The sequence below is a fragment of the Mesorhizobium sp. CA16 genome, from assembly GCF_020165175.1.
In the GTDB taxonomy this organism is placed as follows: Bacteria; Pseudomonadota; Alphaproteobacteria; order Rhizobiales; family Rhizobiaceae; genus Mesorhizobium.
The window spans coordinates 194,492-209,218 of the sequence record NZ_JAIUHP010000007.1; the positions used below are offsets into that span (position 1 = coordinate 194,492).

At 65.6% G+C, this 14,727-nt stretch carries 16 protein-coding genes; 8 read left to right on the top strand and 8 right to left on the bottom strand.

The genetic code is table 11. The annotated features are described in order from the left end of the window. Window positions 1-7 precede the first annotated feature (7 nt). The 4 genes from pcaG to pcaD are packed head-to-tail and all read right to left on the bottom strand — an operon-like array spanning window position 8 to window position 2,570. A complete protein-coding gene (pcaG, locus tag LB525_RS13010; RefSeq protein ID WP_140838935.1) occupies window positions 8-622 on the bottom strand; it encodes a protocatechuate 3,4-dioxygenase subunit alpha in 615 nt (204 codons plus the stop codon). Continuing rightward, entirely contained in the window at window positions 622-1,374 is a 753-nt protein-coding gene (pcaH, locus tag LB525_RS13015; RefSeq protein ID WP_140838937.1) for a protocatechuate 3,4-dioxygenase subunit beta, read from the bottom strand. Before pcaH ends, pcaG begins: the two co-directional genes overlap by 1 nt. Further along, entirely contained in the window at window positions 1,367-1,765 is a 399-nt protein-coding gene (gene pcaC, locus LB525_RS13020; protein ID WP_224544921.1) for a 4-carboxymuconolactone decarboxylase, read from the bottom strand. The genes pcaH and pcaC overlap by 8 nt, the downstream gene beginning before the upstream one ends. Then, window positions 1,758-2,570: a 3-oxoadipate enol-lactonase gene (gene pcaD / locus LB525_RS13025; RefSeq protein ID WP_224544922.1), complete on the bottom strand. Its 813-nt coding sequence runs from the start codon at window positions 2,568-2,570 to the stop codon at window positions 1,758-1,760. The genes pcaC and pcaD overlap by 8 nt, the downstream gene beginning before the upstream one ends. Window positions 2,571-2,662: 92 nt before the next feature. On the opposite strand from pcaD, the gene pcaQ reads away from it, so the two are divergent. The 8 genes from pcaQ (at window position 2,663) to LB525_RS13065 (ending at window position 10,784) form a co-directional block, all read left to right on the top strand. Further along, window positions 2,663-3,580 (top strand): pca operon transcription factor PcaQ, encoded by a 918-nt coding sequence (gene pcaQ / locus LB525_RS13030; RefSeq protein ID WP_224522925.1) that lies wholly within the window; start codon window positions 2,663-2,665, stop codon window positions 3,578-3,580. Between the two features lie 181 nt (window positions 3,581-3,761). Next, window positions 3,762-5,078, top strand: coding sequence for an ABC transporter substrate-binding protein (locus LB525_RS13035; protein ID WP_224522926.1), 1,317 nt, complete (start codon window positions 3,762-3,764; stop codon window positions 5,076-5,078). A gap of 85 nt (window positions 5,079-5,163) precedes the next feature. Then, on the top strand, window positions 5,164-5,838 hold the full coding sequence (locus tag LB525_RS13040) for an ABC transporter ATP-binding protein (RefSeq protein WP_224544960.1): 675 nt from the start codon (window positions 5,164-5,166) through the stop codon (window positions 5,836-5,838). Beyond that, window positions 5,835-6,563, top strand: coding sequence for an ABC transporter ATP-binding protein (locus LB525_RS13045; protein WP_224544923.1), 729 nt, complete (start codon window positions 5,835-5,837; stop codon window positions 6,561-6,563). Before LB525_RS13040 ends, LB525_RS13045 begins: the two co-directional genes overlap by 4 nt. Beyond that, window positions 6,560-7,456, top strand: a complete 897-nt coding sequence (locus tag LB525_RS13050; protein ID WP_224544924.1) for a branched-chain amino acid ABC transporter permease — start codon at window positions 6,560-6,562, stop codon at window positions 7,454-7,456. The genes LB525_RS13045 and LB525_RS13050 overlap by 4 nt, the downstream gene beginning before the upstream one ends. Continuing rightward, window positions 7,453-8,514, top strand: coding sequence for a branched-chain amino acid ABC transporter permease (locus LB525_RS13055; protein ID WP_224544925.1), 1,062 nt, complete (start codon window positions 7,453-7,455; stop codon window positions 8,512-8,514). The genes LB525_RS13050 and LB525_RS13055 overlap by 4 nt, the downstream gene beginning before the upstream one ends. 2 nt (window positions 8,515-8,516) lie before the next feature. Further along, on the top strand, window positions 8,517-9,302 hold the full coding sequence (locus LB525_RS13060; RefSeq protein ID WP_224523338.1) for a coniferyl-alcohol dehydrogenase: 786 nt from the start codon (window positions 8,517-8,519) through the stop codon (window positions 9,300-9,302). Between the two features lie 36 nt (window positions 9,303-9,338). Then, on the top strand, window positions 9,339-10,784 hold the full coding sequence (locus LB525_RS13065) for an aldehyde dehydrogenase (protein WP_224522930.1): 1,446 nt from the start codon (window positions 9,339-9,341) through the stop codon (window positions 10,782-10,784). Between the two features lie 170 nt (window positions 10,785-10,954). On the opposite strand, the gene LB525_RS13070 is transcribed toward LB525_RS13065, so the two are convergent. From LB525_RS13070 to LB525_RS13085, 4 genes are all read right to left on the bottom strand, one after another. Beyond that, the gene (locus tag LB525_RS13070) at window positions 10,955-11,809 is read right to left on the bottom strand and encodes a sugar phosphate isomerase/epimerase family protein (RefSeq protein WP_224544926.1); all 855 of its coding nucleotides are present in this window, start codon (window positions 11,807-11,809) and stop codon (window positions 10,955-10,957) included. Between the two features lies 1 nt (window position 11,810). Then, complete coding sequence (locus tag LB525_RS13075; protein WP_140546490.1) at window positions 11,811-12,587, bottom strand: ATP-binding cassette domain-containing protein; 777 nt, start codon at window positions 12,585-12,587, stop codon at window positions 11,811-11,813. After that, window positions 12,584-13,570 carry an ABC transporter permease gene (locus tag LB525_RS13080; protein ID WP_095769797.1) on the bottom strand — a complete coding sequence of 329 codons (987 nt, stop codon included), beginning with the start codon at window positions 13,568-13,570 and terminating at the stop codon, window positions 12,584-12,586. Before LB525_RS13080 ends, LB525_RS13075 begins: the two co-directional genes overlap by 4 nt. A gap of 115 nt (window positions 13,571-13,685) precedes the next feature. Continuing rightward, window positions 13,686-14,675, bottom strand: coding sequence for a substrate-binding domain-containing protein (locus LB525_RS13085; RefSeq protein ID WP_224544927.1), 990 nt, complete (start codon window positions 14,673-14,675; stop codon window positions 13,686-13,688). Window positions 14,676-14,727: the final 52 nt, after the last annotated feature.

The following is a 14,727-nucleotide window of genomic DNA, read 5'->3' on the forward strand; positions in this document are numbered from 1 at the left end:
GCCACGGTCAGCTGTCGAAGAAGACCGTCTCCTTTTCGCCCTGCAGGTGGATGTCGAAGACGTAAGTATCGCCCCGGCGCTCGGCGATCAGCGTCGGCACACGCAGGCGATGCTCGATGCGGGCGAGGATCGGGTCCTCGGCATTGGCCTTTTCCTCGTCGGAAAAATAGAGCCTGGTGTGCAGGCCGACATTGATGCCGCGCGCCACGATCCACAGCGTGATGTGCGGCGCCATCAGCCGGCCGTCGCGAAACGGCACGCGGCCCGGCTTGATTGTCCGGAACAGGCAGACGCCCGTTTCCATGTCGGTCGGCTGCCGGCCCCATCCAGGGAAATTCGGATCGGCGGCGCCGCGCAATTCCGACGGCGAATTGTAGAGCCCGTTGGCGTCCGCCTGCCAGATCTCGATCAGCGCATCCTTGAGCGGCGTGCCGGTGCCGTCGAACACGCGGATGCGCAGCTCGATGCGCTCGCCCTTGGTCTCGCCGTTGAGCATCGTCGAGCCAAGGTCGTTCGCATAGACGCCGCCGATGCCGCAGAAATTGGGCGTCAGCCCGATATGCACGTAAGGGCCGGCGGTCTGCGAAGGGCTTTCCTTCAACCGGTCGAGCGACTGCGCCATCAATTGCCCTCCGGCCTGTTCTCGAACAATGTCGAGCGGCGCCCGCGCAGCACGATGTCGAACTTGTAGGCGAGCGCATCCATCGGGATGGTCGACTGCATGTCGAGCGCGGCGATCAGCGCCTCGATAGCTTCCCTGTTGGAAATGCCGCCGACGATCGGACAACGCCAGATCAGCGGATCGCCCTCGAAATACATCTGTGTGATCAGCCGCTGCGCGAAGCCATGGCCGAACACGGAAAAATGGATATGCGCCGGCCGCCAGTCGTTCGGCCCATTCGGCCACGGATAGGGCCCGGGCCTGACCGTGCGAAAGGCGTAGCTGCCGTCTTCGCCGGTGATCGTGCGGCCGCAGCCGCCGAAATTAGGATCGAGAGGGGCGAGATAGGCGTCCTTCTTGTGACGGTAGCGGCCGCCGGCATTGGCCTGCCAGAATTCGAGCAGCACGCCAGGCACGCCCTTGCCCCGCTCGTCGAGCACGCGTCCATGGACGATGATGCGCTCGCCGAGGGCGCTCTCGCCAGGCCTGGCGAAATTGTGGATCAGGTCGTTGTCGAGCTCGCCGAGCATCGCGTGCCCGAAGACCGGTCCGGTCAGTTCCGACAGCGTGTTGTCGAATGCCACCAATGCCCGTTGCGGCGAGCGCAGCACCGAGCTCTTGTAGTTCGGCGTGAAGGCGGCCGGATGCCACTGGCGGTCGCGCTGGAAGAAGGCGCCGGTCTCGGGTGAACGGTTCGAGCCTCGCTCAGCCATGGGCGGCTCCGTCCATCTGCGCGAACACCTCCTTGGCAATCTTGAAGGCGCGGTTGGCTGCCGGCACGCCGGCATAGACGGCGACGTGCAGGAAGGCCTCGCAGATGTCGTCCCGCGTGGCGCCTGTATTGGCGGTGGCGCGCACATGCATGGCCACCTCGTCGTCATGGCCGAGCGCGGCAAGCAGGGCCAGCGTCACGATCGAGCGTTCGCGCTTCGACCAGCCCGGCCGCGCCCATACCGTTCCCCAGGCAGCCTCGGTGATCAATTGCTGGAACGGCCGGTCGAAATCGGTCGCGGCATCCTCGGCGCGGTCGACATGCGGATCGCCGAGAACGGCGCGACGGACCTCGAGTCCGGTCCGGTAGCGGTTCTTCGTAACATCATCCATGAGCAGCCTTCCCCTCAAGCAACGAGGCGACGAAATCGCGGATCAAGGTGACGAGCGCTTCGGGCTGCTCGATGCACGGGATGTGAGCGGCATTTCGGATGACTTCGAAGCGGGCGCCGGGGATCAGCTCGGCCAGCGAGCGGACCAGATCCGGCGGAGTCGAGCCGTCCTGGTCGCCGACGATGCAAAGCGTCGGCACCGCGATGCGCCGCGCCGCATCTGTGAGGTCGGCGTCGCGCACGGCCATGCATGTGCCGATGTAACCAGGCAGCGCCTGCCTGGTCAGCATGTTGCGGCAGCCGGCCAGATCGGCAGCGCGTGCGGCGCGGAAACCCGGCGTGAACCACACTTTCATGATGCCGTCGGCGATCACCTCGATGCCGTCGCGCTCCACCGTCGCGATACGCACGTTCCAGCTTTCGGCGGTGCCTATTTTGTGCGCTGTGTCGCTGAGGATCAGCGCCTCCACGCGTTTGGGATGGCGGGTATAGAGCCGCTGCGCGATCAGGCCGCCGACCGACAGGCCGCACAGCACGACCTTCCCGAAGCCGAAATGATCGATGAGGCCCAGCAGGTCGTCGACATGGTCGTCGATCGAGCGCACGCCGCCGCCGATATCCGACAACCCATGCCCGCGCTTGTCGTAGACGAGCATCGGTATTTCGCCGGCAAGCCGCGCGACGACGTCGTCCCAGATCCGGAAATCGGTGCCCAGCGAATTGATGAAGATGATCGGACGCGACGTGCCCGTCGCCTCGATGTAGCGGTGATGCAGCGTCACGCCGCCTATGCTGACGAATGGCACGATTTCGATCCTCCAAAGCCACATTGCACCAGCGGTTTGGTTCGGTAAAATGATATTTTGCGGCGTTTCATTAACTCTGAGGTTATCGAACCATGGCCGAAAGCCGGATCCGCTTCCGCCATCTGCAGGCCTTTCTCGAAGTCGCTCGGCAAGGCAGCGTGGCGCGCGCGGCCGACTTCCTGCATGTCAGTGCGCCGGCCGTGACCAAGACCTTGCGTGAGCTGGAAGAAGCGCTCGGCGTCGCCGTGGTCGAGCGCGACGGCCGCGGCATCCGGGTCACGCGTCTCGGCGAGATCTTCCTCGGCCATGCCGGCTCGGCGATCTCGGCGCTGAAGCGCGGCGTCGATTCCGTGCGCCAGGACGGCGCTCTCCATCGCGACCCGATCCGCATCGGCGCGCTGCCGACGGTGTCGGCGCGCGTGATGCCGTTCGCCATGAACCTGTTCCTCGAGGAAGACACCGGCGCCGCGCTCAAGATCGTCACCGGCGAGAACGCCGTGCTGCTCGAACAGTTGCGCGTCGGCGCGCTCGACCTCGTCGTCGGCCGGCTCGCGGCGCCGGAGCACATGACCGGCTTCTTCTTCGAACATCTCTATTCCGAGCAGGTGCTGTTCGTGGTGCGGGCCGGGCATCCCCTGTCGGAACCCGGGGCAGACATCTTCGCGCGGCTCGACGACTTCCCCGTCCTGATGCCGACGCGGGAATCCGTCATACGCCCCTTCGTCGACCGGCTCTTCATCACCAACGGCATGACCGCACCCGCCACGGAGATCGAAACCGTTTCCGATTCCTTCGGTCGTTCCTTCATGCGCCAGAGCAATGCGGTATGGATCATCTCGGCCGGCGTCGTTGCCAATGAGATCGCCAGCGGCGCTTTTGTCGCGCTGCCGGTGGATACGGAGGAGACCAAAGGGCCGGTGGGTTTGACCATGCGCACCGACACCGCGCCCTCGCCCGCCTTCACCATCCTGCTGCAGACGATCCGCGAAGCCGCGCGGCACCACGCCTGACGATCGAGCTAGCAGTTCGAATTTCGCTAACCCAGCGGTTAATAAAACACCGTAAAATATCATTTTACCGAACCAAACCGCTAGTGCAATGTGATCTCCGGAGGATCGAAAGCCGTGCCGTCCGGCCGCAAGCGGAAGACCCGTTTGCCGTCGTGTCGAACGGCGACTGAGGGAGGAGCAGATGTCTCATAATATCGGCAGCAAGCCCGCCATATCGGGCATTTCACGACGCCAGTTCATCGCCACATCGATGGCCGGTGGCGCAGCACTTGCGTTCGGCCGCGGCAAGGCTTTCGCGCAGGCCGCCGACACGCTCAAGGTCGGCTTCGTCAGCCCGCGCACCGGCCCGCTCGCCGGCTTCGGCGAAACCGACGGCTATGTGCTTGACCTCGCCCGCAAGGCCCTGGCCAACGGCATCGAGCTCGGCGGCAAGAAATACAGCGTCGAGATCCTCGACCAGGACACCCAGTCGGATCCGTCGCGCGCCGGCCAGTTGGCAAAAGACCTGATCAACAACCAGGCCATCGACCTGATGCTGGCCGTTTCCACGCCCGAGGTGATCAACCCGGTCGCCGATGCCTGCGAGGCGGCCGGCGTGCCGTGCCTCTCCACCGTCATGCCGTGGGAGGCGTGGTATTTCGGCCGCGGCGCCAAGCCGGGCGCGCCCTCGCCTTTCAAATGGACCTATCATTTCGGCTTCGGCGTCGGCGAATTCTTCAAGACCTATATTTCGCAGTGGAACCTGATCGAGACCAACAAGAAGGTCGGCGTCATGTATCCGAACGACGCCGACGGCAACGCCATTCGCGCCAACCTCGCGCCGCTCCTGGCCAAGCAGGGTTTTACGATCGTCGATCCCGGCGCCTATGAGACCGGCACAACCGACTATTCCTCGCAGATCGCGCTGTTCAAGCAAGAAGGTGTCGAGATCTTCAATTCCTTCCCGATCCCGCCGGACTTCGCCGCCTTCTGGCGCCAGGCCGCGCAGCAGGGGCTGACCCGGCAGATCAAGATCGCCCAGGTCGCCAAGACCGGCCTGTTCCCCTCCGACATCGAGGCGCTCGGCGATCTCGGCATGAAGATCTCGAGCGCCGCCTATTGGCACAAGGCCTTCCCCTACAAGTCGCCGCTGACCGGCGTCTCCGGCACCGAGCTTGCCGACGGTTACGAGGCGGCGAGCGGCAAGCAGTGGACACAGCAGCTCGGCGCCTCGATGTCGCTGCTCGACGCCGGCTTCGAAGCCCTGAAGGCGAGTTCCAACGCCAAGGACAAGGCGGCGGTCGCCAAGGCACTGAGCGTGCTGAAGACCGAGACCATGATCGGCAAGGTCGACTTCACCAGCGGCCCCGTCGCGAACGTGTCCCCCGGCCCGATCATTGGCACGCAATGGGTCGCCGCCAAGGAAGGCTCGAAATTCCCGCTCGACTATGTCGTGACCGAGAACGCCACCGACCCGAACGTGCCGGTTGGGGCCAAGCTCCAGCCTTACAACGGCTGATTAAGTCGGGGACCGCATCGTGAACGCGACGCCCAACGGTGCCGTCCTCAGCGCCGCCGGCATCCACAAGCGCTTCGGCGCGCTTGTGGTGCTCGACGACATCGACTTCGCCATGGGCGCCGAGGAAGCGGTCGGCATCGTCGGCCCGAACGGCGCCGGCAAGACGACGCTGCTCAGCGTGCTTTCCGGCGCCTATCCGCCGAGCGCCGGAACCATCGCCTTCAAGGGCGATGACGTGACCACGCTGCCGGCCACGCAGCGCTGCCGGTTGGGCCTGGTGCGCACCCATCAGGTGCCGAAACCCTTCGGCGGCATGACCGTCTTCGAGAATGTCTTCGTCGCCGCCTCGCACGGCGCCGGACTCGGCCGCGACGAGGCTTATGAGGAAGCGCTCGGCTCGCTGAAGCTCTGCGGCATGCTCAGCATAGCCAACCGCCGCGCCGAAACGCTCGGCCTGCTCGACCGCAAGCGGCTGGAGCTCGCCCGCGCGCTCGCCGCGAAACCGACGCTGCTTCTGCTCGACGAGATCGGCGGCGGCCTGACCGACGGCGAGGCGGGCGAGCTCGTCGAGACCATCCGCGAATTGCGCCGCCGCAGGATAGGCATCGTCTGGATCGAGCACATCGTCCACGTGCTTTTGCAAGTGGCCGAACGGCTGATCTGCATGGACGCCGGCAAGATTATCGCCGACGGCGAGCCGCAGGCGGTGATGGCCGACCCGCAGGTGATCAGCGCCTATCTCGGCGGAGGCCCGAAATGAGCCTGCTGTCGGCCAAGGATCTCGTTGTCCGCCACGGCCTGCTGCAGGCGGTGCGCGGCGTCAGCTTCAGCCTCGAGCGCGGCGAGACGCTGGCGCTGGTCGGCGCGAACGGCGCGGGCAAGACGACGCTGCTGCGCGCAATCGCCGGCGCGCACCAGGCGGCCTCGGGCCGTGTGGTCTTCGACGGCGACGATCTCTCCGGCCTGCCTTCGCATGAACGCGTCCGCAAGGGCATCGCCCTGGTTCCCGAAGGCCGGCGGCTGTTCGTGCAGATGACGGTCGAGGAAAACCTTCTGCTTGGCCGCACTGCCGGCCGCCCCGGCGACTGGAGCGTCGAACGCGTGCTCGACACCTTCCCCAACTTGAAGCCGCGCCGCCATGCCAAGGCCGGGCATCTTTCCGGCGGCGAGCAGCAGGCGACCGCAATCGGCCGTGCGCTGATGAGCAATCCCGATCTGCTCCTGCTCGACGAGGTCTCGCTCGGCCTGTCGCCGCTGGTCGTCGACCGCGTCTATGCCTCCCTGCAGGGGTTGATCGGCTCCGGCACGACGATCATCCTGGTCGAGCAGGACCTTAACCGCGCGCTCTCCGTCTCCGACAAGGTGATCTGCATGCTGGAGGGCCGGATCGTCCTTGCCGGCGACAGCAAGAGCGTGTCGCGCGACGAGGTGACCAAGGCCTATTTCGGCCTGCACCGGAAGGGCGCCGGAGGCGTGCCGGCATGATGAACCAGATCGTCCAGGGCGTCCTACTCGGCGGCTATTACGCGCTGATCGCCTGCGGGCTCTCCTTCATGTTCTCGGTGATGCGCATCATCAACCTGGCGCATGGCAGCCTCGCCGTGCTGTCGGCCTTCGCGCTGTGGCTGCTCGCCTCGCGCTTCCACATCTCGCCATTTCTGGGCCTGCTCGTCGTGCTGCCGCTGATGGCCGCGATTGGCTGGGCCCTGCAGCACTTCCTGCTCGAGCGCAGCGCGCGCGGCGGCGCGCTGCTGCCGATCCTCACAACCTTCGGCCTCGCCATCGTCATCGACAATGTGCTGTTCGAACAGTTCGGCGCCGACACGCGCTCGCTGGCGCCCTTCATCGGCAGCCTGTCCTACGATTCCTGGGAATGGCCGGGCAGCCTCTATGTCGGCAAGCTCGCGGTGATCATCTTCATCACCGCCGTCGTCCTGCTTGGTGGACTACAACTGTTCCTCACCCGCACCGGGTTAGGCCGCTCGATCCGCGCGACCTCGGAAGACCCTGATACCGCCGGCATCGTCGGTGTCGACGCGCGCCGCTCCATGGCAATAGCCGCGGCAATCGCCATGGTCACGGTCGGTCTCGCCGGCGCCTTCCTCGGCATGCGCGCCACCTTCGATCCCTATGCCGGCGCAACGCAACTGCTGTTCGCCTTCGAAGCCGCCGTCATCGGCGGCGCCGGCTCGCTCTGGGGAACGCTGATCGGCGGCATCGTGCTGGCGCTCGCCCAGACGCTCGGCGCCAGGATCCATCCGCAAGGTTTCCTCATCGGCGGCCACGTCGCTTTCCTGATCGTGCTGTTCATCCGGCTCTACACTTCCGGCCTCGGCCTGCACAGCTTGCTGCGCCTCTCCACGCGGAAAGCCTCATGAGCGCCGCCTCCCCGGTCATCGAGCGTGGCACGGCCGCTTCGCGCAGCGCCGGCATCGGCGTTTTGACCATCATTCTGCTGCTCGCCGTCGCGCCGCAATTCCTGTCGGCCGGCGCGGTCGATCGCATAACGGCGCTGTTCATCTATGTGATCCTCGCCGCCATGTGGAATGCGCTGGCCGGTTTCGGCGGGCTGGTCTCGGTCGGTCAGCAGGTGTTCTTCGGCCTTGGCGCCTACTTCGCCATCCGCCTCGCCAATGCCGGGCTCAATCCGTTTGTCTCGCTCTTCGTTTCGGCGGTCATCGTCGGCGCCGTGTCCTGGCCGATCTCGTTGTTCATGCTACGCTTGAGGAACGGCGAGTTCGCCATCGGCATGTGGGTGATCGCAGCGCTCACCCACCTGCTCGTCAATCTCGACCGGCTGATCCAGGGCGAGACCGGCACGTCGCTGATCTCGCTCAACGTCTACGATGCATCGACACGCCGGCTGACCATCTATTGGCTGGCGCTGGCGTCGATGACGGCGCTGCTCGCGATCCTGTTCGGCCTGTTGCGCGGCAGCACCGGCGCCGCCATTCGCGCCATCCGCGACAATGAGGATGCGGCGGCCTCCGTCGGCGTGCGCGTCACCGGTACCAAGCGGCAGCTCTTCGTGCTCGCCGCCTTCGGCATCGGCGTCGCCGGCGCGCTGTGGCTGGCCACCGCGATCACCTTCCAGCCGAAGACCTATTTCAACGTGCAGTGGACCGCTTACATGATCTTCATGGTGCTGGTCGGCGGTATCGGCACCTTCGAGGGCGCCATCCTCGGCGCGCTGCTCTTCTTCCTCATCGAGACCTGGTTCGGCGGCACCGGCGTCTGGTACTTGATCGGGCTCGGCGCCGCGGCACTGGTCTTCTCGCTGCTCTTGCCGCGCGGCCTCTGGGGCACGCTCGAAGAGCGTTTTGGTTGGCGCCTGCTGTCGGTCGGCTACCGCGTCAGGCTTCCCGCCAGCGTGGCGGATCCGACCGGCGAGGCCATTTCACCAGCACCCACTGCGGCACACAGCGAGAAGGCATGAGCATGTTGTTCGGCAAGACGATCCTCATCACCGGCGTCGCCTCGGGCATCGGCGCCCGCACGGCGGAACTCGCGGGCCAACTCGGCGCCGACGTCATCGGCGTCGACCTGCGCGAGCCGGCCGGACATCAGGGCGTCTTCGTCAAGTCCGACATCTCGTCCAAAGCCGGCGTCGACGACCTCGTGGCGCGGTTGCCGCAGCGCATCGACGCGCTCTGCAACGTCGCCGGCCTTTCCGGCAATATGGGCGCGGCGCCGACGCTCGCCGTCAATTTCTACGGCCTGCGCGCGCTCTCGGAAGCGATGGCGCCAAGGCTTCGCGAAGGCGGCGCCATCGTCAATGTCGCCTCCATCGCCGGCTTCGGCTGGCGCGCCAATCTCAACCGAGCCGCCTCGATGGTTGGCGTCGAGGGCTTTCCCGATGTCGCCAGAGTGATCGCCGACCACGCGGTCAAGAACGAGGAAGGCTATCCGGTCTCGAAGGAGCTTTTGCTCCTGTGGACCTTCCGCGCGGCGCATCAGGACCTGTTCAAGAGCCGCGGCATTCGCGTCAACGCGGTCAGCCCCGGTCCGGTCGAGACGCCGATCCTGAAACAGTTCCGCTCGGTCCTCGGTGACGCCAAGGTCGACAGCGATATCGCGCGCGTCGGCCGCGCCGGCACATCGGGCGACATCGCGCCCGTCGTGCTGTTCCTGTGCTCCGACGGCGCGCGCTGGATCAACGGCGCCAACGTGCCGGTCGACGGCGGCCTCGAAGCGTCGATCAACGCGGAAGTGCTTGGCTTCTAATTTTGCAACGCTCCAGCGAAAGCGAGGGAGAAACCCATGGACATCGGACTTCTGATTGACGGCGACGAAAGGGCGGCGACCGGCAAAGCCTCTTACGAGCGCCTGGACCCCTTCACCGGCAAGCTCGCGACGCGCGCCGCCGCCGCAAGCATTGCCGACGCCAACGCCGCGGCAGATGCGGCGGCGGCAGCCTTCGACGCCTGGTCGAAGACCGGACCTGGCGAGCGCCGGATGCTGCTTCTGAAGGCGGCCGACGTCATGGCCTCGAAGGTCGGGGAATTCACCAAGCTGATGATGGAAGAGACCGGCGCCACCGGACCCTGGGCGGGCTTCAACGTCATGCTGGCGTCCAACATGCTGCGCGAGGCGGCGGCGATGACCACGCAGATTTCCGGCGAGGTTATTCCATCCGACAAGCCGGGCACGCTCGCCATGGCGATCCGCCAGCCGGCTGGTGTGTGCCTCGGCATCGCGCCGTGGAACGCGCCGGTCATCCTCGGCACGCGCGCACTCGCAATGCCGCTCGCCTGCGGCAACACGGTGGTGCTGAAGGCCTCCGAACTATGCCCCGGCACGCATCGCCTGATCGGTCAGGTGCTGGTCGAGGCCGGCCTGCCCAAGGGCGTCGTCAATGTCGTCACCAACGACCCGAAGGACGCGGCGGCAATCGTCGAGGCGCTGATCGCGCATCCGGCGGTGAAGCGCGTCAATTTCACCGGCTCGACCAAGGTCGGCCGCATCATCGCCGAGCTCTCGGGGCGGCACCTCAAGCCGGCGCTGCTCGAGCTCGGCGGCAAGGCGCCACTGGTCGTGCTGGACGACGCCGACATCGACGCTGCCGTGAATGCCGCGACCTTCGGCGCCTTCATGCATCAGGGCCAGATCTGCATGTCGACCGAACGCCTGATCGTCGACGAGAAGATCGCCGACGAGTTCGTCGCCAAGCTTGCCGCGCGTGCCTCCAAACTGCCGGCCGGCGACCCGCGCGGCCATGTCGTGCTCGGCTCGCTGATCAGCAGCCAGTCGGCGGATAAGATGGAGGAGCTGATTGCCGACGCGACCGCGAAGGGTGCAACGCTCGCGGCCGGCGGCAAGCGGACAGGAACGGTGGTGGAAGCGACGCTCCTCGACCACGTGACGCCCGCGATGCGCGTCTATTCGGAAGAGTCGTTCGGTCCGGTGAAGCCGGTCATTCGCGTGAAAGGCGAGGACGAAGCGGTGCGCGTCGCCAACGACACCGAATACGGCCTGTCGTCGGCCGTCTTCAGCCGCGACATCCGCCGCGCCATGGCGATAGCCGCGCGCATCCACGCCGGCATCTGCCACATCAATGGCCCGACCGTCGGCGACGAGGCGCAGATGCCTTTCGGCGGCGTCAAGGGTTCGGGCTATGGCCGCTTCGGCGGCAAGGCCTCGATCGCCGAATTCACCGACCTGCGCTGGGTGACGATCGAGGACCCAGGCCAGCACTACCCGTTCTGATTGGCCGCTTCTTCCTTCTCCCCTGTGGGAGAAGGTAGATCGGCGCGCAGCGCCGAGATGGATGAGGGGTGTTCCAGCGGAGTGAGACGCTGGCTTTCCCTGGAGCACCCCTCATCCGACCTCGCTTCGCGAGGCCGCCCTCCCCCACAAGGGGGAAGGAAGAAATGCCCTCACCCCAGCGTCAGCCCGGCCTTCTTCGCCTCCTCGCGCAGGAACGGCAGGCCGACCTCGATCACGTCGCGCGGATCTTCCGCCACGGGACGCCAGACGGCGAGCCCGCCGGCGATGTCGACATCGACATGGTTCATGCTTTCGAGCGTGATCGCGCCCTGATAGCCGATGTCGGCGATCGCCTTCATGCAGGCCGCCCAATTCAGCATGCCGCGCCCTGGCACGCCGCGATTGGCTTCCGACACATGCACATAGCCGAGATAGGGCGCCGCCGCCTCGAAACCGGAAGCAAAGCTCTCTTCCTCGATATGCATGTGGTAGGTGTCGAGATGAATGAAGATGTTGGGCGCGCCGATGCGCTCGATGATCTTTGCCGCGTCGATGCCGCGGTTGATCAGGTGCGTCTCATAGCGGTTGCAGGGCTCGATGCCGAGCTTCAGGCCGCGCGACTTCGCCGCCTTCGCCGCGCGTTCGAGGAAACGGCACATACCGTCGATTTCCCTTTGCGTCGGCGCGCGGCCGGTGGTCTTGCCGATCGTGCCGTAGGTGACGCCGCCGAGCGCTTCGGCGCCGACCTCATTGCAGACCCGGAAAGCCGGTTCGAGGAAATCCAGCGCCTCGTCTGGCCGTTCGACCACATCGAGCGCGCGCGGCAGGCCGAGCGAGGGGACCAGTTCAACACCATAGTGATTGGCAAAGCTGCGCGTCCGCTTGGTGTCGATCTCCTCAGGCCGAAGCAAAGGGATCTCCATCAGCCCGATGCCGTATTCCTTGAGCCTGTCCATCTGCGGCTCGATGCGGGCGAGGTCCCACACCGGTGCGATGGCGAAAGTGTGCAGTCCGAAGGTGTTCATGTCAGCCTCGTTGCTCATGCGCCGCCGCTGCGGCCGTATCGCCGCCGCCGACGATGCGGCTGACGACTTCGTTCATGTTGGTCCTGGCGGTGACGAGATCGGCGTCCGCCCTGCCGTGGCGCAGCACGACGATGCGGTCGGTGACTGACAGCACGTCGTTCAGCCGGTGCGAGATCAGGATGACGGCGATGCCTTCGGACTTCAGCCGCCGGATGAGATCGAGCACGCTCTGCACCTCGCGCACGGCAAGCGCCGCAGTCGGTTCGTCCATGATGACGAGCTTCGGATTGAAGGTGAGCGCGCGCGCGATCGCCACCGTCTGCTGCTGGCCGCCGGAGAACGAACCGACCGACCGGTTTATCGACGGCAAATGCGCGCCCAGCCGCTCGATCATTTTCGACGCTTGGCGATCCATCTCGCTTTTGTCGACGAAGCCGGGGAACAGGCCGAGCAACTTTTTCGTCGGTTCACGACCGAGGAAGATGTTCGACGCCACGTCCTGTTGCTTCGCCAAAGAGAGATCCTGGTAGATCATTTCGATGCCGAGGCGCCGCCGCTGACCGGGGTCCAGCGCCAGGATATCCTTGCCGTCGAACTCGATCGAGCCGGTGTCGGCACGGTAGATGCCGGTGATGGTCTTCATCAGCGTCGACTTTCCGGCGCCATTGTCGCCGACCAGCCCGACCACCTCGCCGGCCGCGACCGAAAGATCGACGCCATGCAGCACGTCGACCGCGCCGAAGCTTTTGCGGATGCCGCGCAGCGAAAGCAGGGTCATACGCGCGACTCCTTCCGCACCTGGTATTGGTCGATGAAGACCGCGAGGATCAGCACCGCGCCGATCGCCATCTGCTGGTAATAGGATTGCACCGCAAGCAGCGTCAGCCCGTTCTGCAAGACGCCCATGATCAGCGCGCCGATCATCGTGCCGAGGATCGAGGCTCGGCCGCCGAACAGATTGGTGCCGCCGATGATCGCCGCCGTGATGGCGGTGAGCTCGTAATTGATGCCGGCGGTCGGATCGCCGGCATTGACGCGGGCGGTGAAGAGCAAGCCGGCAAGCCCGGCGAGCGCGCCCGACAGCGTGTAGATGATGCGGCGGTGATGCTCGACGCGGATGCCCGCGGCTCGCGCAGCACCTTCGCTATCTCCCAGCGCCAGCGTGTGGCGGCCGAAACGCGTATAGGCAAGCACCGCATGCGCGACGATGGCCGTCAGCACCAGGATGATCACCGGCATCGGGACGCCGAACGGCCGCCCCTGCCCGATATAGACGATCTCGGGCGGCAGGCCGTAGATCGCCCTGCCCTTCGAGATGACCAGCGCCAAACCGCGCGCCAGGCCTAGCATGCCGAGCGTGACGATGAAGGCCGGCACGAAGGCGCGGGTGACCAGCTGGCCGTTGATGTAGCCGGCGATCCCGCCGGCCAGAATGCAGGCGATCACTGCGAAGACCGACGGCCAGCCGAGATTGACCGCCACGAAAGCGCCTGCGACGCCCGCAAGCCCCATGACCGAGCCGAGCGACAGGTCGAGCCCGCCCGAACCGATGACGAAGGTGGCGGCAATCGCCAGCACGCCGATCGTCGAGGTCGCGAGCAGGATGTTGAGGAAATTGCTGAGCGACAGGAAATAGGGCGACAAGAGCGCCATCGCCGTGCTCAGCGCCAGAAGCACCACCAGGGACTCCAGCCTGATGTGGAGCCTTTCGACGGATGCGCGCTGCACCCGAGCCCAGAAGCCGGGCTGTTCAGAAGCCATTTTTTCTACCCTTCGGGTAAGGGAGTAGGTTAGTAGGGGAGTGGGAAAGATGGGCGAAGCACAAACCGCGCTCCCCTGCTCCCCTACTGCCTTACTCCCCTACTCCCTTCCTTCCTCACTTCACATATTGCAGCATCGGCTCCTTGCCGGCGTCGAGCACGTCCTTGGTCAGCACCAAAGTCGGCACGGCAATGCTTTCCGGGACCTTCTCGCCGCCGAGTGCTTTCTTGACGTTCTCCACCGCCTGCTTGCCCACGAGATAGGGAAGCTGCGCCACCGAGGCATTGAGGCGGCCCTCCTTGATCGACTTCACCGCATCGACATTGCCGTCGACGCCGATGAGCGTCACCTGCGAACCCTTGCCCGCCGCATAGACAGACTCGACTGCACCAAGCGCCATGCCGTCATTGGCGCAGAAGATGGCGACGAGATCAGGATGCGCGGTCAGCGTGTCGGTGGCGATCGAAGCGGCCTTGCCGCGGTCCCAGTCGCCCGGCAGCGAAGCGACGATTTCGAGGCCGGGCGCCAGCTCCTTCAGCTTGTCGGCAAAACCCTTGGCACGCTTCTCGCCGGTGATGTTGCCGGACAGGCCTTCAATCACCAGCACCGGACCCTTGGCGTCCTTGCCGAGCTTGTTGGCGAGATACTCCGCGCCCTGCGCGCCGGCGGCGATGTTGTCGGAGCCGATATGGAAGGTGACCTTGACGCCTTCCTTGTCGAGCACCGCCTGGTCGAGATTGTTGTCGAGGTCGACGATCTTGATGCCGGCGTCCTGCGCCGACTTCAGGCAAGGCAAAAGGTTGGTCGAGTTGATGGCCGCGGTGATCATCGCCACCGGCTTGCGCTCGAGCATGGTGTTGCAGAGGTTCAACTGCGGCTCGGCCGCCTGGTCGCTCTCGGCCGCCTGCTGGAAGTACTTAACCCCGGCTTCCTTGGCGCCGTCCGCGACGCCCTGCGCCATCGCGCCCCAGAACGGGTTGGCCAGTGTCTTCATCAGCACGCCATATTCGCCGTCCTCGGCCTTGGCAACGCCGACGGCGGAAAACGCAAGCGCGACGCCCACGGCAAGGGTAAATCGATTTATCCTTGGGAAATGCGATATCATTCTATCCTCCGTTGATCCTTGGCGCCGGATGCCACGGCCAGGGCCGGCGCAT